Source organism: Streptomyces sp. NPDC107471 (genome assembly GCF_055582845.1).
In genome coordinates this window covers 49,274-67,774 of the sequence record NZ_JBVJPC010000010.1, presented here as the reverse complement: position 1 = coordinate 67,774, position 18,501 = coordinate 49,274, and the positions used below count along the sequence as shown (strand labels likewise).

Here is an 18,501-nt window from a genome sequence, read left to right as displayed (position 1 = left end):
CCCCGTCCCACGCAGCCCCAATTACGGCACCTCCACGACGCAGACCTGAGCGTCGGCGCGAGGGCTCGCAGCTCCCCGTCGGTGGGTTACCCCCCGCCCTCCCCCTCCCCCACAGGCCGGAACCTCGGTACCCCCTCCGGGAACACCGCTGTCAGGGCCAGGCTCGGTTGTAGGGACTCGTGGTCGCAGTCGATCAGTTCCGTCATCATGCGGGGGCCTTCGGCGAGGTCGACGACGGCGGCGACGTACGGGGTGCGGTCCCTGAAGGGGGGCAGGTCGTTGCGGTGGACGACGGACCAGGTGTGGAGCGTGGCGCGGCCGGTCGCCGGGCGCCAGGTGACGTCCTCGCTCCAGCAGCGCGGGCAGAACTCGCGCGGGTAGTGGTGCACTTGGGCGCAAGCCCCGCAGTACCGGAGCAGCAGGACACCGCGCGCCGCCGCCTCCCAGTAGGTCCGGGTGAAGGCGTCCGTCTCCGGCAGGTCGTACCTCGCGCCCATCAGAACCAGCCCAGCGCCGCGTCGAGCGACCACGTCTGCCAGGACATCGCGAACAGGGCGACGACCGAGATGAGGGCCATCATCGAGTTCTGCCCCTGCTCGGCCCAGTCGTGGATCATCAGGGTGAAGTAGAGGACGTTGAGGAGCGCACCGCCCGCCAGGGCCAGCGGGGTCAGGAAACCGAGTATCAGGCCCGCGCCCAGGGCGAGTTCGGCGTAGGCGACGACGTACGCCATCGTCTTCGGACGCGGTGCGACCAGCACGTCGAAGCCGCTGCGGACCGGGGTCCAGCGGTGCTTGGCGGCGATGTCCGCGGCCCAGGTGATGCCGCCACCCTCGAACCACGTGCTCTTGTCCTTGTGCCGCCAGCTCTCCAGCCACCACAGGCCGAGGCCCATGCGCAGGACGGCCAGCCATTGCGCGCCGGTCAGCCAGATGGTGTCCATGGAATCTGACGGTACGTCAGATACGAGGACCCGGGAAGACCGCGCCCACGGTAAGAATCCATGAGAGACGGCTGTGCGCTCCCTGAGAAGCTGTGGGTCCCCCGTGAATACCCCCGGATTGTTGGCAATTTTGTCGGAGACCTGGATACGTTCGTTTCCGCCAGCCACACCGCCTAGGGAGCCAACCGTGAAGCACAGGGCAATCAAGCGCAGGAACGTCGTCATCGGCATCGGCGCGACGGCCGGGGCCGCGGCCGTCGGAGGCATGGCCCTGAACGCCAGCGCGTCGACCGACAGCTCCACCACGAGCGGCGACGGCAGCCTCGTCTTCGACCCGGACGCGTACACGCGACTGACGACCAGCGTCACGGACACCGCGGGCACCGAGCACTCGGTCACCTACCACTTCTGGAAGGCGATCACCTACGTCTCCAAGCCGGTCGACGCGACCTACCAGTCCCTGATCGTCAGCGCCCCGGTCGAGATCGACGGCACCGCGGTCGACGCGAGCAACGCCCCGATCCTGCTCGCCAACTCCGTCGGCGGCTACATGCCGTCCTCCGTGGCGGACGCCACCGGCGTCGGCGCCGGCGGCATGGGCGGCGGGGCCCCGAGCGGCGCCGCCCCCACCGGCAGCACCTCCGCGAGCGCCTCGGCCGCACCCAACGCCAACGAGAACACCAACGCCACCGGCGGCGCCACCGCGAGCAACCAGCTCCTCGCACTGGCCGCCGGGTACGTCGTGATCGAGCCCGGCGCCCGCGGCCGTACCCTCAAGAACTCCGCGGGCGAGTACTACGGCACCGCGCCCGCCGCGATCGTCGACCTCAAGGCGGCCGTGCGGTACATCAAGGCCAACAAGGGCCGCATTCCCGGTGACGTCGAGCGGATCGTCTCCGCCGGCACCAGCGCGGGCGGCGCCCTGTCCTCGCTGCTCGGCGCCTCCGGCGACAGCCCGGCCTACGACACCTACCTCAAGGAGATCGGCGCCGCCGACGCCTCCGACGCGATCTTCGCGACCGGCGCCTGGTGCCCGATCACCGACCTGGAGCACGCCGACGGCGCCTACGAGTGGTGCTGGGGCGGCAACGCGCTGAGCACCGGCAAGCAGGTGGACCAGACGGTGTCCAAGGAGCTGCGGTCGCAGTTCGCCGAGTACCAGGCGAAGCTCAAGCTGCGCGGCCTGAACGGCTTCGGTGCCCTGAACGCCCGCAACTACGACGAGTACCTGGTCAAGCAGTACCTGGAACCTTCGGCGACCACCTACCTCGCCGCCCTGTCGGACTCCGCCCGCGAGAGCTACCTCGCCGCCAACACCTTCATCACCTGGTCCGGCGGCCGGGCCACCTTCTCCTGGGCCGACTTCCTGACCCACGTGGGCGCCCGCAAGAAGACTGCCCCCGCCTTCGACGCCTTCGACCTGTCGGCCGGCGAGAACAACGAGTTCGGCGCGGGCACCACCATCAGCCGGCACTTCACGGCGTACGGCGCGGAGAACGACACCACGGGCCTGACCGGCAAGCGGGTCGCGAGCGACATCCCCGAGAAGCTCAACCTGATGAACCCCATGTACTTCCTGGAGCGCGGGAACGAGGGCCGTTCGAAGCACTGGTGGATCCGCCTCGGCACCAAGGACTCGGACACCTCGCTGACGGTCTCCGCGAACCTCGCCGCCGCCGCGGCCGGCCTCGGCGACGACGTGAACCACCTCTACTACTGGGACCAGGGCCACGGCGCCAACACCGACCCGGGCGACTTCATCACCTGGATCGCGGACGTCACCGGCCACAAGAAGGCCCGGAAGAAGTAGCCGGGCACCCCACGGCACCCCCGACCGCGGCCCCGGTTTCCCGTCAGTCTCCGGCCGCCGCACCCCACGGCGTCGAGCCCCGCTCCGGCGGGCCCGGCGCCGTGGTCTTTTCCGTACCCCCACAACCAGGTGACCTACGCCACAGGCCCCACCCCCCTCTCCTACAGGCGTGATCGATCCGCAACCAATTCCCGTCTTGACCGAGACCCATCAACGCGCTGTCTGATTACGCTCGCGCTCATGGCCGACTCCACACCCCCAACCCGCCCCGAGCAGCCCGATCGTCCCGTGTACGTCGTCGGCGGGGGCCCGGCCGGGCTCTCCGTCGCGTACGCGCTCCGGGCCCGGGGCGTCCGCGCGGTCGTCCTGGAGAGGTCCGAGCACGTCGGCGCGTCCTGGCGGCGCCACTACGACCGGCTGCACCTGCACACCACCCGCCGGCTGTCGGCGCTGCCCGGCCTGCCGATGCCCCGCCGCTTCGGCCGCTGGGTCTCCCGCGACGACGTGGTGCGCTACCTGGAGAAGTACGCCGAGCACCACGAGCTGGAGACCGTCACCGGCGTCGAGGTCTCCCGCGTCGAGCGCACCCCCGACGGCACCGGCTGGCTGCTGCACGCCACCGGCGGCCGCGAACTGACGGGCGCCGCCGTGGTCGTGGCCACCGGCTGGAACCACACCCCGCTGCTGCCCGACTGGCCGGGCCGCGAGGAGTACAAGGGCGAGCTCGTGCACGCCGGCGAGTACCGCAACCCGGCGCCCTACGCGGGCCGTGACGTCCTGGTCGTCGGCGTCGGCAACACCGGCGCGGAGATCGCCGTGGACCTGGTCGAGGGCGGTGCCTCGCGGGTACGGCTGTCCGTGCGCACCGTCCCGCACATCGTCCGCCGCTCCACGGCCGGCTGGGCCGCCCAGTACACGGGCGTGCTCGTACGACGACTGCCGGTCGGCCTCGTGGACCGGCTGGCCCGGCCCCTCGCCAGACTGAGCGTGCCGGACCTCTCCGCGCACGGCCTGCCCCGCCCCGACACCGGGCTCTACAGCCGGGTCAAGGAGGGCGCCATCCCGGTCCAGGACGTCGGTCTCGTCGACGCGGTCCGCACGGGCCGGGTCGAGGTCGTGGCCGCCGTCGAGGGCTTCGAGGACGGCGAGGTGCTGCTCGCCGACGGCAGCCGTCTCGCCCCGGACGCGGTGATCGCGGCCACCGGGTACACCCGGGCCCTGGACGGGCTGGTCGGCCATCTCGGCGTCCTCGACCCGCACGGCCACCCGGTCGTCAACGGCGCCCGGGCCCCCGAGCAGGCCCCGGGCCTCTACTTCACGGGCTACGTCACGCCCATCAGCGGGACGTTCCGCGAGGTCGCGATCGACGCGGAGAAGATCGCGAAGGCCGTGGTGAAGGGCGGGGCGGACAGCCTCTCGCGGCTCCCCGTCTGACGCGCGGGACCCCAACTCTCCTCCCGACGACTCCCGTTGCTCACGTGCCGGATGTGACGGGAGCGTTGTCGTGTGCGGTCGTACGGGGCCAGAATGTGAACACTTCTCATGTTCTAGCTCCACACTCTCTCCACTACGGAGGACGCACGTGGCACGCGAAAGACAGCTCCCCCCGCTCCCCCGGCTCTCCCGCCGCTCCCTGCTCGGCGGTGCCGCCGCCGCGGCCGGGGCCGTCACCCTCACCGGCACCGCCGCCGCCCCCGCCTCCGCCGCCACCCGTGACGTGGACGTCGCGATCGTCGGCGCCGGTCTCGCCGGGCTCACCGCGGCCCGTGACCTGGTCGCGGGCGGAAGGACCGTCGCCGTACTGGAGGCCCGTGACCGGGTCGGCGGCCGGGTCCTCAACCTGAAGCTGGCCAACGGCGGTGTCACCGAGGGCGGCGGCGAGTTCATCGGCCCCACCCAGGACCGCATCAAGGCGCTCGCCGACTCGCTCGGGGTGCAGACCTTCGCCACCTACAACACCGGCAACAACCTCCTCTACAAGGACGGCAAGAGGACCCCGTACGCCACCGACGGCATCCTCGGCTCGGTCCCGCCGATCGACGCGGCGGGGCTCGCCAACGCGGCGATCGTGCAGGCCTCCCTCGACGACATGGCCAAGCAGGTCCCGGTCGACGCCCCCTGGACCGCCCCCAAGGCCGCGGAGTGGGACCGGCAGACCTTCGAGACCTGGCTGCGCGCCAACGCGGTGGTCCCGTCGGCCAAGTTCCTCCTGGACGTGGCCTGCACGTCGATCTTCTCGGCCGAACCCCGGGAACTGTCCCTGCTGTTCGTCCTCTTCTACATCGCCGCCGCCGGCAACGAGTCCACCCCCGGCACCCTGGAGCGCCTCACCGAGACCGCGGGCGGCGCCCAGGAACTGCGCTTCGTCGGCGGCTCCCAGCTCGTGCCGGTCAAGCTCGCCGCCACACTGGGCGACCGGGTCGTCCTCAACGCCCCGGTGCGCACGATCGCCAGGTCCGGCGCGAAGTACGTCGTCACGGCCGACGGCGTCACCGTCACCGCCAAGCGGGTCGTCGTCGCCGTACCCCCGCCGCTCGCGGCCCGCATCACCTACGACCCGCTGCTGCCCGCCGCGCGCGACCAGCTCACCCAGCGGCTGCCGATGGCCTCGGTCGGCAAGGCGATCGCGATCTACGACACGCCCTTCTGGCGGGCCGACGGCCTCAACGGCCAGGTCGTCAGCGACACCGGCGTGATCAGCTCGACCTTCGACAACTCCCCGCCGGACGCCTCCTACGGCGCCCTGATGGGCTTCATCGAGGCCGACGAGGCGCGCAGGTACGACGCGGCGAGCGAGGCGGAGGTCAAGGCGGCCGTCCTCAAGGACTACGTGACCTACTTCGGCTCGAAAGCGGCCTCCCCCACCTCCTTCGTCCTGCAACGCTGGAACAACGAGGCCTACACCCGCGGCGGCCCCGTCGCCATCGGCGCACCCGGGGTGCTCACCCAGTACGGCCCCGCCCTGCGCGCCCCCGTCGGCGGCATCCACTGGGCCGGGACGGAGACCTCGGTCCACTGGATGGGTTTCATGGACGGCGCGGTGCGCTCGGGCGAGCGGGTGGCGAAGGAGGTCCTGGCGGTGCTGTAGGACCGGTCCCCGCCGGTCCCCGGCGTGGAGCGGCCCTTGCCGGTCCGCTCGTTTCTGTGTGCACGACCATTCCTGACACCTCGTCAGTTCTGTAATCTGACACAGCGTCAGTTATTCAGGCTGTCACACAGGAGCGGGCGGACCGATGCTTGGATCAACCCACGGCACCCTCACCACCGACTCCCGCCGGGCCCGCGCCATCGCGTGCGGTGAGCAACCCGGACCCGCCGTCCACGGCCGGCCCGCCGCCGTCGACGACCGTGACGTCAGCGGACGCCCGCTGTACGCCGACGTCCCCGACCTGGACCGCTTCTTCCGGCCGGAGTCGGTCGCCGTGATCGGCGCCTCCGACACCGAGGGCCGCCCCAACACCGGTGTCACCCGGCAGTTGCTCAAGTGGGCGGAGCGGGTCGGGGCCCGGCTGCACCCGGTGCACCCGACGCGCACGGCCGTCTTCGGCGTCCCGTGCGTGCCGTCCGTGACCGACCTGCCCGAGCAGGTCGACCTCGCCGTCCTGCTGATCGCCGACCCCCTGCCGGTGATCGCGCAACTGGGCGAGGCCAAGGCAAGGTTCGCGGTCGTCTTCGCCTCCGGGTTCGCGGAGACGGGCACGGCGGGAGCCGCCGCGCAGGAACGACTCGCCGCCGCCGTGGCACAGTCCGGGATGCGGCTGCTCGGACCCAACACCAACCTGAACGCCTTCGAGCGCTTCCGCGAGGACCTCGACGGCCCCGGGATCGCCCTGATCACCCAGTCCGGCCACCAGGGCCGCCCCGTCTTCGCCCTCCAGGAACTCGGTATCCGCCTCACCCACTGGGCGCCCACCGGCAACGAGGCCGACCTGGAGACCGCGGACTTCCTCTCCTACTTCGCCGAACGCCCCGAGGTCGGGGCCGTCGCCTGCTACCTGGAGGGCCTCAAGGACGGCCGCTCCTTCCTGCTCGCCGCGGACCGCGCCGCCCGCCGCAAGGTTCCGGTCGTCGCGGTCAAGGTCGGCCGCACCGAGACCGGCGCCCGCACCGCCGCCTCCCACACCGGCAAGCTCACCGGCGCCGACACGGTGGTGGACGCGGCGATGCGGCAGTACGGCGTGATCCGCGTCGACGGGCTCGACGAACTCCAGGACACCGCGGCCCTGTTGGCCCGCGCGAGGCCGCCGCGCGCCGAGGGCGTCGTCGTCTACTCGATCTCCGGCGGCACCGGCGCGCACTTCGCCGACCTGGCCACGGAGGCGGGGCTGGCGCTGCCCGTCCTCTCGGCGGCCAAGCAGGCCGAGCTGCACCGGTGGATACCGGAGTTCCTGAGCGTGGCCAACCCCGTGGACAACGGCGGGCACCCGGTCGGGGACGAACGCGGCCGGAAGATCATCGACGCGATCCTCGCCGACCCCTCGGTGGGAGTGCTGATCTGCCCGGTGACCGGCCCCTTCCCGCCCCTGAGCGACCGGCTCGTACAGGACCTGGTGGACGCGGCCGAGGAGACCGACAAGCTGGTGTGCGTGGTGTGGGGCTCGCCCGTCGGCACCGAACCGGCCTACCGCGAGGTCCTGCTCGGCTCCTCCCGGGTGGCCACCTTCCGCACGGTCGGCAACTGCATCACCGCCGTGCGCGCCTACCTGGACCACCACCGCTTCGTCACCGGCTACCGCTCCCCCTTCGACGAGGCCCCGCGCACCCCCTCGCCCTCCTTCCGCAAGGCCCAGGCCCTGATGCGCCCCGGCCAGCAGCTCAGCGAGCACGCGGCGAAGCAACTGCTGCGGGCGTACGGCATCCGGGTGCCGCGCGAGCAGTTGGTGACCAGCGCCGCGGCGGCCGTCCGGGCGGCCGGCCTGGTGGGCTACCCGGTGGTGATGAAGGCGTCGGGCGCGAGGATCGCCCACAAGACCGAGCTGGGCCTGGTGAAGATCGGCCTGACCTCCGCCAGCCAGGTGCGGGACGCGTACCGCGAGCTGACCGACATCGCCCGCTACGAGGACGTCCCCCTGGACGGCGTCCTGGTCTGCCAGATGGTCGAGCGGGGTGTCGAGACGGTCGTCGGGTCCGCGCACGACGAGCTGTTCGGGCCGACGGTGACGGTGGGGCTCGGCGGGGTCCTGGTCGAGGTGCTGCGGGACACGGCCGTACGGGTGCCGCCATTCGGTGAGGGGCAGGCCCGGGACATGCTGGAGGACCTTCGCGGACGGGCGCTCCTGGACGGGGTGCGGGGGCGGCCCCCCGCGGATCTCGACGCGCTCGTGGAAGTGGTGCTGCGCGTGCAGCGCATGGTCCTGGAGCTCGGGGACGACCTCGCGGAGCTCGACATCAACCCGCTCATGGTGCTGCCCCGGGGGCAGGGGGCGGTGGCGCTGGACGCGTTGGTGGTGTGCCGGTGAGTGAGGTGACCCACACCGTCGACGGCCATGTCTCGTACCTCACCCTGAACAGGCCGGAGGTCCTCAACGCCCTCACGCCCGGCGGGCGGGACCGGATCATCGACCTGTTGGCGGGGGCGTCGGCCGACCCGGACGTACGGGCGGTGGTCCTCACCGGCGCGGGGCGCGGGTTCTGCGCGGGCGCGGACCTGCGCGGCGCACCGGCGGCCACGGCCCCCGGCGACGTAGCCCGGACGATCCGGCTGGGCGCCCAGCGACTGATCGCGGCCGTCCTCGACTGCGAGAAGCCGGTGATCGCGGCGGTGAACGGCACCGCGGCCGGCCTCGGCGCCCATCTCGCCCTCGCCTGCGACCTGGTGCTCGCCGCCGAGTCGGCGCGGTTCATCGAGGTGTTCGTCCGCCGCGGGCTGGTCCCGGACGGCGGCGGGGCCCATCTCCTGACCCGCCTGGTCGGGCCCCGGCGGGCCAAGGAGCTGATGTTCTTCGGCGACGCGCTCGGCGCCGCCGAAGCCGAGCGCCTGGGCCTGGTCAACCGGGTCGTGCCGGAGGAGGAGTTGGGCGGGACGGCCCGCGAGTGGGCCGAGCGCCTGGCGACCGGCCCCACCCGCGCCCTCGCCCTCACCAAGCAGCTCGTGAACACCGCCCTGGACACCGACCGCGCCACCGCCTTCACCGCGGAGGCCGCCGCCCAGGAGATCAACATGGCGACGGTCGACGCGAAGGAGGGCGTGGCGAGCTTCGTGGAGCGCAGGTCCCCGGTGTTCCGCGGGCGTTGAGGCCCCCGGTACGGCCGGCCCGCCCCTTCACATCTGACGGCCCGTCAGCTTCAATGGGGATGTGATGGGACAAGCAGGAATGGCGGAGGCGGCCGTCCGCTATCTCAGGTCCGGGAAGGCACTCGCCGTGGAGGCGCTGCCCCGCCCGGAGCTGCGGTGCGTCCGGGAGGACGAGCGGGCGCCGGTCGACGCGGCCGAGTTCCGGCGCGTGCTGGGCGAGTTCGCGACCGGGGTCACGGTGATCACGGCCCCCGGCACCCCTCCGGCCGGTTTCGCCTGCCAGTCCTTCTCCTCCCTCTCCCTCGACCCCCCGCTCGTGGCGTTCATGGTGGGCCGTACGTCGACGACCTGGCCGCGCATCGCCCGGGCGGGCGTCTTCTGCGTGAACGTGCTGAGCGCGGACCAGGGCGGGCTGTGCCGGGCGTTCGCGGTGAGCGGCGCCGACAAGTTCGCGGGCGTCCCCCACGAGCCGGCCCCCGCCTCCGGCTCCCCGCGCCTCGCGGGCACGCTCGCGTGGATCGACTGCACGATCCACGCGGTGCACACCGGCGGGGACCACCTCGTCGTGGTGGGACGGGTGGAGGCGCTGGGGACGGGCAAGGGCGAGGCTCCGCTGCTGTTCCACAGGGGACGGTTCCGGTAGGGGCCAGGCAGCGCCGCCGCGCGGCTTTCGCTAGGCCGTCGCGGCCAGGGGCACCGCGGCCGGGCGCCGCCGGATCACTAGCGCCATCAGGGCCGCCGCCGCGCACAGCGCTCCCGACGCGTACCAGACCATGTCGTACGTGCCGAACACGTCCCGGGCCACACCGCCGAGGAAGGCGACCAGGGCCGCGCCGACCTGGTGGGAGGCGAGGACCCAGCCGAACACGATCGCGCTGTCGTCGCCGTACTGCTCCCGGCACAGAGCGACGGTGGGCGGGACGGTGGCGACCCAGTCGAGGCCGTAGAAGACGATGAAGAAGAGCATCGGCGGGTGCACCGACGGGGCCAGGAGCATGGGCAGGAACAGCAGCGAGATGCCGCGCAGCGCGTAGTAGACGGCGAGCAGGCGGCGCGGTTCGAAGCGGTCGGTGAACCAGCCGGAGGCCACCGTGCCGACCACGTCGAAGACGCCGATGACCGCGAGCAGCGAGGCGGCGGCCGTGACCGGCATGCCGTGGTCGTGGGCGGCGGGCACGAAGTGGGTCTGGATCAGGCCGTTGGTGGAGGCGCCGCAGATCGCGAAGGTGCCGGCGAGCAGCCAGAAGGGCCCGGTGCGGGCGGCCTTGAACAGGACGGTGACCGCCCGGCGCGCGGCGCCCTGGACCGGCTCCGGCTTCGGCACGAACTCCACGGCGCCGTACGGCTTCAGGCCCACGTCGGCCGGGTGGTCGCGCAGCAGCAGCCAGACGAAGGGGACCACCGCGAGGGCGGCCAGGGCGACCGTGATCGCCGCCGGGCGCCAGTCGTGCTTCTCCACCATCCAGGACAGCACCGGCAGGAAGATGAGCTGGCCGGAGGCGGAGGCGGCGGTCAGGATGCCGGTGACCAGGCCGCGCCGCTCGGTGAACCAGCGGTTGGTGACGGTCGCGGCGAAGGCCAGCGCCATCGAGCCGCTGCCGAGGCCGACGAGCAGGCCCCAGTAGAGCATGAGCTGCCAGGCGGCCGTCATCCACACGGTCAGGCCCGAGCCGACCGCGATCACGGTCAGCGCGACCGCGACCACCCGCCGGATGCCGAAACGGTCCATCAGGGCGGCCGCGAAGGGCGCGGTCAGCCCGTACAGCGCGAGGTTGACGGAGACGGCCGCGCCGATGGTGCCGCGCGACCAGCCGAAGTCCTCGTGCAGGGGGTCGATGAGCAGGCCCGGCAGGGAGCGGAAGGCGGCCGCGCCGATGATCGTCACGAAGGTGACGGCGGCCACGAACCAGGCGCGGTGGACGCGTGCGGGCCGCTTCTCCGTCCCGGACGTCCGGACGGCGGCTTCGGTTGTCTGGGTCACGCCATAGAGCTTGCGGTCTGCGCCGTCCGCGATCCATTGGCCCGAAGGACAGCATTCGTTAGGATCGGGCCATGAGCAGTGACCGTCAGGACCGGGAGTTCCGCCCACACCGCGTGGTCGTCCTCGCCATGGACGGCGTCCTGCCGTTCGAGCTGGGCATCCCGCACCGGATCTTCGGGCGGCCCCGGGACGCCCGGGGACGTCATCTGTACGAGGTCGTGACCTGCTCGATCCGCCCGCCGGGCCCGGTGCGGACCGACGCCGACTTCGCCGTCCAGGTGGAGCACGGCCCCGCGATCCTGGCCACCGCCGACACCGTGCTCGTCCCGGCGTCGTACGAAATGGGCCCGGTCTTCGAGGAGGGCGTGCTGACCGAGGAACTGGCCGCCGCCCTCGCCCACATCCGCCCCGGCACCCGGCTCGCCTCGATCTGCACCGGCGTCTACGTCCTGGCCGCCGCGGGCTTCCTCGACGGCCGTCCGGCGACCACGCACTGGGCCGACTCCGAGCGTCTCCAGCGGCTCTTCCCGCGGATCAGGGTCGACGCGGACGTCCTGTTCATCGACGACGGCGACGTGCTGACCTCGGCGGGCGTCGCCGCCGGCATCGACCTGTGCCTGCACATGGTGCGCCGCGACCACGGCACCGCGGTCGCCACCGACGTGGCCCGCCGCACCGTCGTACCGCCGCACCGCGACGGCGGTCAGGCGCAGTACATCCACCGGCCCGTGCCGGAGCCGCAGCAGTCGACCACGACCTCGGCCCGCGCCTGGGCGCTGGGCCGGCTGCACGAGCCGATCCAACTGCGGGACATGGCCGCGCAGGAGGCCATGTCGGTGCGCACCTTCACCCGGCGCTTCCGCGAGGAGGTCGGCGTCAGCCCCGGCCAGTGGCTCACCCAGCAGCGGGTGGAGCGCGCCCGGCACCTGCTGGAGTCCACCGACCTCTCCGTCGACCAGGTCGCCCACGACGCGGGCTTCGGCACCGCCCAGTCGATGCGCCAGCACCTGCAGGCGGCCCTCGGGGTCACCCCCACGGCGTACCGCCGGACGTTCCGCGCCGGAAGCGGCGGCCCCGATACCCCCGCCCGGCACCGCACCGCCGTCGCCGCCCCGCACTGAGCTCCCGGTCCGTCCCCCCGTCCCGAACAGGAGCAGCCCGGCTAGAACATGAGCACGCCCCGCGCCACCCGTCCCGCCTCCGCGTCCCCGACCGCCTTCTCGAAGTCCTCGACCGGGTAGGTCTCCGTGACCAGTTCGTCGAGGAGGAGCCGTCCCTGGCGGTAGAGCTCCGCGTACAGCGGGATGTCCCGCTGCGGCCGCGAGGAGCCGTAGCGGCAGCCGAGGATGGCCTTGTCCAGGAACATCGAGGAGACGACGAAGGACGCCTCCGCGCCCGCCGCCGGCATCCCCAGCAGGACCGCCTGACCGTGCCGGTCGAGAAGGTCGACGGCGGCCCGTACGAGCTCGACGCGTCCGACGCACTCGAAGGCGTGGTCCACTCCGTGCGGCAGCAGCTCCCGCACCCCCTCCGCCGAGGCCAGGAAGTCCGTCGCCCCGAACTGCCGGGCCACCGCCTCCTTGGCCGGGTTGGCGTCCACGGCCACGATCCGCGAGGCCCCGGCGATCCGGGCGCCCTGGATCACGTTGAGCCCGATCCCGCCGGTCCCGATGACCAGCACGCTCTCCCCCCGGTCCACCCGGGCCCGGTTGAGCACGGCCCCCACCCCGGTCAGCACCCCGCACCCGATCAGCGCGGCGGACGGCAGCGGGATGTCCGCCGGGATGCGGACCGCCTGCACGGCCTTCACCACGGTCCGTTCCGCGAAGGCGGAGTTGCACGCGAACTGGAACACCGGCTCCCCGCCCCGTGAGAACGGCTTCTGGGGGCGCCCGATGGCCCTGCGGCACATGGTCGGCCGGCCCCGGTCGCAGTCGGCGCAGGCACCGCAGTTGGCGAGGGTGGACAGGGCCACATGGTCCCCGGGCACGACATGCGTGACCCCCTGCCCGACCGCTTCCACCACGCCCGCGCCCTCGTGCCCCAGCACAACCGGGACCGGGAACGGGATGGTCCCGTCCACGACGGACAGATCGCTGTGGCACAGCCCGGCCGCCGCGACCGCGACCCGCACCTCGCCCGGCCCCGGGTCCCGTACCTCCAGGTCGTCGACGACCTGGACCTGTCTTCCGTCGAACAGCACGCCGCGCATCAGACGACCCCCTTGGGCTCCCTGGGCAGACCGAGCACCCGCTCGGCGATGATGGTGCGCTGCACCTGGTCCGAGCCGCCGTAGACGGTGTCGGCCCGCGAGAACAGGAACAGATGCTGCGACGCGTCGAGTTCGTACGGCGCGGAGGGGGACCAGTCAGCGGGGCCGACCGTGGCCCGCGCCCCCCGCACGAGCATCGCCAGCTCCCCGAGCCGCTGGTGCCAGCCCGCCCACAGCAGCTTGGCCACGCTGGCGGCCCCGGCGTCTCCCGAACCCCCCAGTGTCCGCAGCGCGTTCCACCGCATGGTCCGCAACTCGGCCCACTGGCGCACGAGAAGAGCGCGTACGACCGGATCGGCCACGGCGCCCGTCCGTACGGCGGCCCGCAGCACCGCGCTCAACTCCTCGGCGAATCCGACCTGCTGGGCTAGGGTGGACACCCCCCGCTCGAAGCCCAGCAGGCTCATCGCCACCCGCCAGCCCTGCCCCTCGCCGCCGACGACATGCTCGGCACGCGCGTGTGCCCCGTCGAAGAAGACCTCGTTGAAGTCGCTGGTCCCGGTCATCTGCCGAATGGGCCGCACCTCGATGCGCCCCGGCTGGTCCATGGGCACGAGGAGGAAGGTCAGCCCGTGGTGCCGACGGGACTCCGGATCGGTCCGGGCGAGCACGAAGCACCAGTCCGCCTCGTGGGCGAGGGAGGTCCAGATCTTCTGCCCGCTGATCCGGTACGTCCCGTCCCCGGCACGCGTGGCCCTGGTCCGCACCCCGGCGAGGTCGGAGCCCGCCCCGGGTTCGCTGTACCCCTGACACCACAGCTCGTCCCCGGCGGCGACAGGAGGCAGGAACCGGGCCTTCTGCTCGTCGGTGCCGTGCGCGAGGAGGGTCGGCGCGAGCAGTTTCTCCCCGATGTGCCCGGACCGCGCGGGCGCCCCGGACCGCGCGTACTCCTCGGCCCACACGACCTGTTGCGTGAGCGTGGCCGTCCGGTTCCCGTAGCCAGCCTCTCCCCAGCCCAGCCCGATCCACCCGGCCTTCCCTAGGGCCCGCTCCCAGGCACGACGGTCCTGGGAACCATCGGCGTGGGCAGCAAGCCATTCCCGCACTTCCTCCCGGAACTCCTCATCCTCAGCGGCAGACCCGAAGTCCACAGGGCTCTCCTCTCCACACCGGCCAGGGCGAACTACCTAGGGGCGCGGGGAACTGCGCGACCAGCCACAGACAACCCGCACCCGCCAACCCCCACGCGCCCCACCCCCTCAGGCGCCCACCCCCTCAGGCCCCCGGCCCCGAAAGCAACGGCATCGGATCCACCCCCACCGCCCCCGGCAGAAACTCCGCGATCGACTCCGGCGTCCACCCGCCGGAGGCGTACGCGGCGCGCAACTCCCGCGGCTGCGCCCACACCGCGATCTTCGGCCCCGCCACGGTGTACACCTGCCCGGTGATCTCCCGGGCCCGTTCGGAGAGCAGGTAGACCACCATGGCGGCCACGTCCTCCGGCTCCCCGATCTCCGTGAGGTCGAAGGGCACGTTCGCCGACATCCGCGTACGGGCGACCGGCGCCACCGCGTTCGCGGTCACCCCGTACTTGTGCATCCCGAGCGCCGCGCTCCGCACCAGCGAGATGATCCCGCCCTTGGCCGCGCTGTAGTTGGCCTGCGAGTAGGAGCCCTGGTGATTGCCGCTGGTGAACCCGATCAGGGTCCCCGACCGCTGCTGCCGCATCACCGCGGAGGCCGCCCGGAAGACGGTGAACGTACCCTTCAGATGGGTCGCGAGGACCGGATCCCACTCCTCCTCGGACATGTTGAACAGCATTCGCTCCCGGAGGATGCCGGCCACGCAGACCACGCCGTCGAGCCGCCCGTAGGACGACAGCGCGGTGTCGACGACCCGCTGCCCACCGGCCATCGTCGAGATGTCGTCGGCGACGGCGACGGCCTCACCGCCGGCCGCCTCGATCTCCTTCACCACCCCTGAGGCGATCTCGCTCGTGGGGGACGCCCCGTCGACGGAGACGCCGTAGTCGTTGACGACGACCCGCGCTCCCTCGCCCGCCGCGGCCAGCGCGACCGCCCGTCCGATCCCGCGTCCCGCGCCCGTCACGGCGACGACCCTGCCTGCCAAGAAGTTCCCCACGCCCGGCCCCTTCCCGCGGTTTCTGACGGACCGTTAGATTTTATGACCCGTCAGATGTGCGGACACAAGCCCCGGGGAGGGCCCGATGTCACTTCCGGCCGCGTTCCACGACATCGCCAAGCGCGTGAACAACTGGGGGCGTTGGGGCGCCGACGACGAGATCGGCACCCTGAACCTGATCACCGACGAGGTCGTCCGCGAGGCCGCCGCGACCGTCCGCACCGGCCGCCGCGTCCCGCTGGCGCTGCCGTTGCGGCAGGACGGCGTGCAGACCGGGATGATGCCCGGCCGGGTGAACCCGCTGCACGCGATGGTGCAGATCAACCAGGAGATCTTCGGCCCCGGGACGGTCGCGTGCAGCGACGACGCGGTGACCATGGGCCTTCAGGCGGCCACCCACTGGGACGCCCTCACCCATGTCTCGCACTCCGGCATGCTCTACAACGGCCGCCCGGCCGGCACCATCACCCCGCACGGCGGCGCCGAGTTCGGCGGTATCGACAAGGCCCGGCACGTCGTGTCGCGCGGGGTGCTGCTCGACGTGGCCCGGGCGCGGGGCGTGGACCGGCTCGACGGGGCGCACGCCGTGACGCCGGAGGACCTGGAGGCCGCCGAGGAACTCGCGGGCACGCGGGTGCGCGCCGGGGACGTCGTGCTCGTACGCACCGGGCAGATCCAGGTGTATCTCGCCGGCGACCGCGAGGCGTACGCCTATCCGTCACCAGGTCTGTCGATCCGTACTCCGGAGTGGTTCCACGCGCGCGACCTGGCCGCGGTCGCCGACGACACCCTCACGTTCGAGATCTTCCCGCCCGAGATCGAGGACCTGTGGCTGCCCGTGCACGCGCTGGACCTCGTGGAGATGGGGATGCTCCAGGGCCAGAACTGGAATCTGGAAGAGTTGTCCACAGCCTGTGGAGAAAGCGGCCGGTACGCGTTCCTGCTGTCGGCGATGCCCGAGCCGTTCGTCGGCGCCACCGGAACACCCGTGGCGCCGGTGGCCGTTCTGTGAGGTCGGCCGGCGGCGCGCAGGTCCGCCCCGAGCACGGCATCGCGCGCCGCCGTCATCGACTTCCTTCCGCCCTGAGGAAATCGACACCGCGTCACGATCCGCACTCGCCGAGGGCTCCCGTCACCGAACCCCTCGACGTCCCCTCGCGGCGAATCGCTGACCACCAGCGTCATCAATCGAACACGGTGCGTCAACACCCGTACGGGGATTTATTACTTACGACCCTTTTGTCACGACCGCGCACGGGTGCACGTCCCGGCGCACCGCCCCGCGGCGGGAAAGGGGTGCGGGCGGTCTCTGCCACCGTGCGCCGTCACACCGCCTCGAACGCCAGCCCCTCGTAGGCCGAGGCGTCGATGCCGTAGACCTCCATGGCCTTGCGCGGCCGGTCACAGCGGTCGAGTTCGCACCAGATGCTCTTGCCGGCGCCCTCGGGGCTCCAGCCCCAGCGGTCCGCGAGCCCGTCGACGAGGGCCAGGCCGCGGCCGCCGGTCGCGTCACCGTCCACGCAGCGCGGCACGGGGGCCCGGTCGCTGCGGTCGGCGACCTCGAGGCGGACCGTGGCCCACTCTCCCTCGGCGCCCGGCAGGGACAGCCGCAGGACGGACGGCCGGCCGGTGTGCACCACGGCGTTGGTGACCAGTTCGGACACGAGCAGGATCAGTGTCTCGGCGAGCGGTTCGTCGACCTCTATCCCGGAGCCGGCGAGCCGCGAGCGGGCCCACCTCCGGGCTCGCCCCACCTCTGCGGGGTCGGGCCGGATCTCAAGCTGCACCTGAAGCACCTGCACCGCTCACACCATCCGAACCGGCGGGCACATGGCCTCGCGCCTCACGAGGGCCACGATCGTAGCCATTTTTTGCATGACCAGAACAATGACCGAAACCGGGGTCACAGAACGTGAATCCCTTACGGGACAGCATGGTTGACGTACAGTCACGCCAACAAGCGCTTCGGGCATATTCCAGCGCGAAGGAGTACCCCTGCGGGATACTGTGCGACGCTCGCCGCGGGGAGTCGAACATGCGGTGGCCACGGGCCTTCCCGCCCTGCGAGCAGCGGCGCGCATCGCCGGGTCCGGCGCCGCCCCATCGGCAACACCGGCACGGCTCGTGCTCGGAACCACTCGCATCTCACACAAGGTACCGGAGCGGGGCACCGACTCCAGGACGTGACGAGTCACACATAGGACACAACCCGATATCAACGCTCCGTGATTCCGGTGTGCCACAATCCGCGACATCCGCTGCGGGAGCCTCGGAGAGCGGGCCGGTCGGGGCCGCCTCAGGCCAACAGATCCACGGCGAGCGACTCCTCACTCTCCGCACCGCCACCGGCCCGCCGGGCCCGCACCCAGGCCCGCTTCAGATGCAGGTGCACCTCGCACTCCCAGGTGAAGCCCATGCCGCCGTGCACCTGGAGGCAGTCCCGGGCCCCCCGCTCGGCCGCCTCGTCGGCCAGCAGCCGGGCCGCGGCGATGTCCAGCGGGTCCGCGGTCACGGCGGCGGCGTACACCGCGACCCGGGCCGTCTCGGTCCGCACCAGCATCTGCGCGCACAGGTGCTTGACTGCTTGGAAGGCCCCGATCGGCTGCCCGAACTGCTCCCGCACCCTGGCGTGTTGCACAGCGAGCTCCCCGACCCTGACAGCGGTACCGAGCTGCTCGGCCGCACCCAGCAGCACGGCAACGTCGCCGCCCCCGCAGCCCGGCACGCCGGCCGCCTCGCCCCCGCCAGGACAACTCCCGGACCCACCAGCCCCGAAGCCCCCCGGCCCCGACGGACCAGGCCGAGGGCCGACGCCGGTCGAGGGCCCGGACCCGGCGGACGATCCCGAGGACAGAACGCCCCCGAGCGACGGACCGGCCCCACCAGGACAACTCCCGGACGAGCCCCCCGTCCGCCCCGCCGCCCCCACTTCAGGCTCATCGCCGACGCCGACGGAAGGCCCCGACCCCGCGAACGACCCCGCAGACAGGACGCCCTCGGACGACGGCCGGCCCGGGGCAGGGCAACTCCCCCGCGGACCAACCCCAGACAAGTCCCCCGTCCATCCCGCCGCCCGCACATCAGGCTCATCGCCGACGCCGACGGAAGGCCCCGACCCCGCGAACGACCCCGCAGACAGGACGCCCTCGGACGACGGCCGGCCCGGGGCAGGGCAACT

General features: G+C 72.4%; 15 protein-coding genes and 1 pseudogene. 8 read left to right on the top strand and 8 right to left on the bottom strand.

Going from position 1 to position 18,501, the window contains the following annotated elements; all coding sequences use genetic code 11:
* Positions 1 to 86: 86 nt before the first annotated feature.
* On the bottom strand, positions 87 to 497 hold the full coding sequence (locus ACZ66S_RS30630; RefSeq protein WP_469904792.1) for a Zn-ribbon domain-containing OB-fold protein: 411 nt from the start codon (positions 495 to 497) through the stop codon (positions 87 to 89).
* A complete protein-coding gene (locus ACZ66S_RS30625) occupies positions 497 to 943 on the bottom strand; it encodes a DoxX family membrane protein (protein ID WP_469904791.1) in 447 nt (148 codons plus the stop codon). The genes ACZ66S_RS30630 and ACZ66S_RS30625 overlap by 1 nt, the downstream gene beginning before the upstream one ends.
* Positions 944 to 1,166: 223 nt before the next feature.
* Between ACZ66S_RS30625 and ACZ66S_RS30620 the strand changes: the two genes are divergently transcribed.
* The 6 genes from ACZ66S_RS30620 (at position 1,167) to ACZ66S_RS30595 (ending at position 9,631) form a co-directional block, all read left to right on the top strand.
* Positions 1,167 to 2,753 carry a subtype B tannase gene (locus ACZ66S_RS30620; RefSeq protein ID WP_469905024.1) on the top strand — a complete coding sequence of 529 codons (1,587 nt, stop codon included), beginning with the start codon at positions 1,167 to 1,169 and terminating at the stop codon, positions 2,751 to 2,753.
* Between the two features lie 240 nt (positions 2,754 to 2,993).
* On the top strand, positions 2,994 to 4,187 hold the full coding sequence (locus tag ACZ66S_RS30615) for a flavin-containing monooxygenase (RefSeq protein WP_469904790.1): 1,194 nt from the start codon (positions 2,994 to 2,996) through the stop codon (positions 4,185 to 4,187).
* A 148-nt stretch (positions 4,188 to 4,335) separates the two neighbouring features.
* Positions 4,336 to 5,841, top strand: a complete 1,506-nt coding sequence (locus tag ACZ66S_RS30610) for a flavin monoamine oxidase family protein (RefSeq protein WP_469904789.1) — start codon at positions 4,336 to 4,338, stop codon at positions 5,839 to 5,841.
* Positions 5,842 to 5,986: 145 nt separating this feature from the next.
* Positions 5,987 to 8,212, top strand: coding sequence for an acetate--CoA ligase family protein (locus tag ACZ66S_RS30605; protein WP_469904788.1), 2,226 nt, complete (start codon positions 5,987 to 5,989; stop codon positions 8,210 to 8,212).
* The gene (locus ACZ66S_RS30600; RefSeq protein WP_469904787.1) at positions 8,203 to 8,988 is read left to right on the top strand and encodes an enoyl-CoA hydratase/isomerase family protein; all 786 of its coding nucleotides are present in this window, start codon (positions 8,203 to 8,205) and stop codon (positions 8,986 to 8,988) included. Before ACZ66S_RS30605 ends, ACZ66S_RS30600 begins: the two co-directional genes overlap by 10 nt.
* A gap of 64 nt (positions 8,989 to 9,052) precedes the next feature.
* Positions 9,053 to 9,631, top strand: coding sequence for a flavin reductase family protein (locus ACZ66S_RS30595; protein ID WP_469904786.1), 579 nt, complete (start codon positions 9,053 to 9,055; stop codon positions 9,629 to 9,631).
* A 30-nt stretch (positions 9,632 to 9,661) separates the two neighbouring features.
* On the opposite strand, the gene ACZ66S_RS30590 is transcribed toward ACZ66S_RS30595, so the two are convergent.
* Positions 9,662 to 10,969 (bottom strand): MFS transporter, encoded by a 1,308-nt coding sequence (locus ACZ66S_RS30590; protein WP_469904785.1) that lies wholly within the window; start codon positions 10,967 to 10,969, stop codon positions 9,662 to 9,664.
* A gap of 71 nt (positions 10,970 to 11,040) precedes the next feature.
* Between ACZ66S_RS30590 and ACZ66S_RS30585 the strand changes: the two genes are divergently transcribed.
* Positions 11,041 to 12,090 carry a GlxA family transcriptional regulator gene (locus ACZ66S_RS30585; protein ID WP_469904784.1) on the top strand — a complete coding sequence of 350 codons (1,050 nt, stop codon included), beginning with the start codon at positions 11,041 to 11,043 and terminating at the stop codon, positions 12,088 to 12,090.
* 41 nt (positions 12,091 to 12,131) lie between these two features.
* Here the strand turns inward: ACZ66S_RS30585 and ACZ66S_RS30580 are convergent, their stop codons facing one another.
* From ACZ66S_RS30580 to ACZ66S_RS30570, 3 genes are all read right to left on the bottom strand, one after another.
* Complete coding sequence (locus ACZ66S_RS30580) at positions 12,132 to 13,181, bottom strand: Zn-dependent alcohol dehydrogenase (RefSeq protein WP_469904783.1); 1,050 nt, start codon at positions 13,179 to 13,181, stop codon at positions 12,132 to 12,134.
* Positions 13,181 to 14,332, bottom strand: coding sequence for an acyl-CoA dehydrogenase family protein (locus tag ACZ66S_RS30575; RefSeq protein ID WP_469904782.1), 1,152 nt, complete (start codon positions 14,330 to 14,332; stop codon positions 13,181 to 13,183). Before ACZ66S_RS30575 ends, ACZ66S_RS30580 begins: the two co-directional genes overlap by 1 nt.
* Positions 14,333 to 14,456: 124 nt before the next feature.
* Positions 14,457 to 15,323: an SDR family oxidoreductase gene (locus tag ACZ66S_RS30570; RefSeq protein WP_469904781.1), complete on the bottom strand. Its 867-nt coding sequence runs from the start codon at positions 15,321 to 15,323 to the stop codon at positions 14,457 to 14,459.
* Between the two features lie 85 nt (positions 15,324 to 15,408).
* Between ACZ66S_RS30570 and ACZ66S_RS30565 the strand changes: the two genes are divergently transcribed.
* On the top strand, positions 15,409 to 16,335 hold the full coding sequence (locus ACZ66S_RS30565; RefSeq protein WP_469904780.1) for a cyclase family protein: 927 nt from the start codon (positions 15,409 to 15,411) through the stop codon (positions 16,333 to 16,335).
* 313 nt (positions 16,336 to 16,648) lie between these two features.
* Here ACZ66S_RS30565 and ACZ66S_RS30560 read toward each other — a convergent pair whose 3' ends face one another.
* Together ACZ66S_RS30560 and ACZ66S_RS30555 are read right to left on the bottom strand one after the other, a co-directional pair.
* Positions 16,649 to 17,110: an ATP-binding protein gene (locus tag ACZ66S_RS30560; RefSeq protein ID WP_469904779.1), complete on the bottom strand. Its 462-nt coding sequence runs from the start codon at positions 17,108 to 17,110 to the stop codon at positions 16,649 to 16,651.
* A gap of 509 nt (positions 17,111 to 17,619) precedes the next feature.
* Positions 17,620 to 18,027, bottom strand: a pseudogene (locus ACZ66S_RS30555) (acyl-CoA dehydrogenase family protein); the annotation flags it as partial.
* Positions 18,028 to 18,501 lie beyond the last annotated feature (474 nt).

Coding starts and splice junctions, on each gene's coding strand:
- ACZ66S_RS30630 (WP_469904792.1), bottom strand. CDS start 497: ATGGGCGCGAGGTACGACCTGCCGGAGACGGACGCCTTCACCCGGACC.
- ACZ66S_RS30625 (WP_469904791.1), bottom strand. CDS start 943: ATGGACACCATCTGGCTGACCGGCGCGCAATGGCTGGCCGTCCTGCGC.
- ACZ66S_RS30615 (WP_469904790.1), top strand. CDS start 2,994: ATGGCCGACTCCACACCCCCAACCCGCCCCGAGCAGCCCGATCGTCCC.
- ACZ66S_RS30605 (WP_469904788.1), top strand. CDS start 5,987: ATGCTTGGATCAACCCACGGCACCCTCACCACCGACTCCCGCCGGGCC.
- ACZ66S_RS30595 (WP_469904786.1), top strand. CDS start 9,053: ATGGGACAAGCAGGAATGGCGGAGGCGGCCGTCCGCTATCTCAGGTCC.
- ACZ66S_RS30585 (WP_469904784.1), top strand. CDS start 11,041: ATGAGCAGTGACCGTCAGGACCGGGAGTTCCGCCCACACCGCGTGGTC.
- ACZ66S_RS30580 (WP_469904783.1), bottom strand. CDS start 13,181: ATGCGCGGCGTGCTGTTCGACGGAAGACAGGTCCAGGTCGTCGACGAC.
- ACZ66S_RS30565 (WP_469904780.1), top strand. CDS start 15,409: ATGTCACTTCCGGCCGCGTTCCACGACATCGCCAAGCGCGTGAACAAC.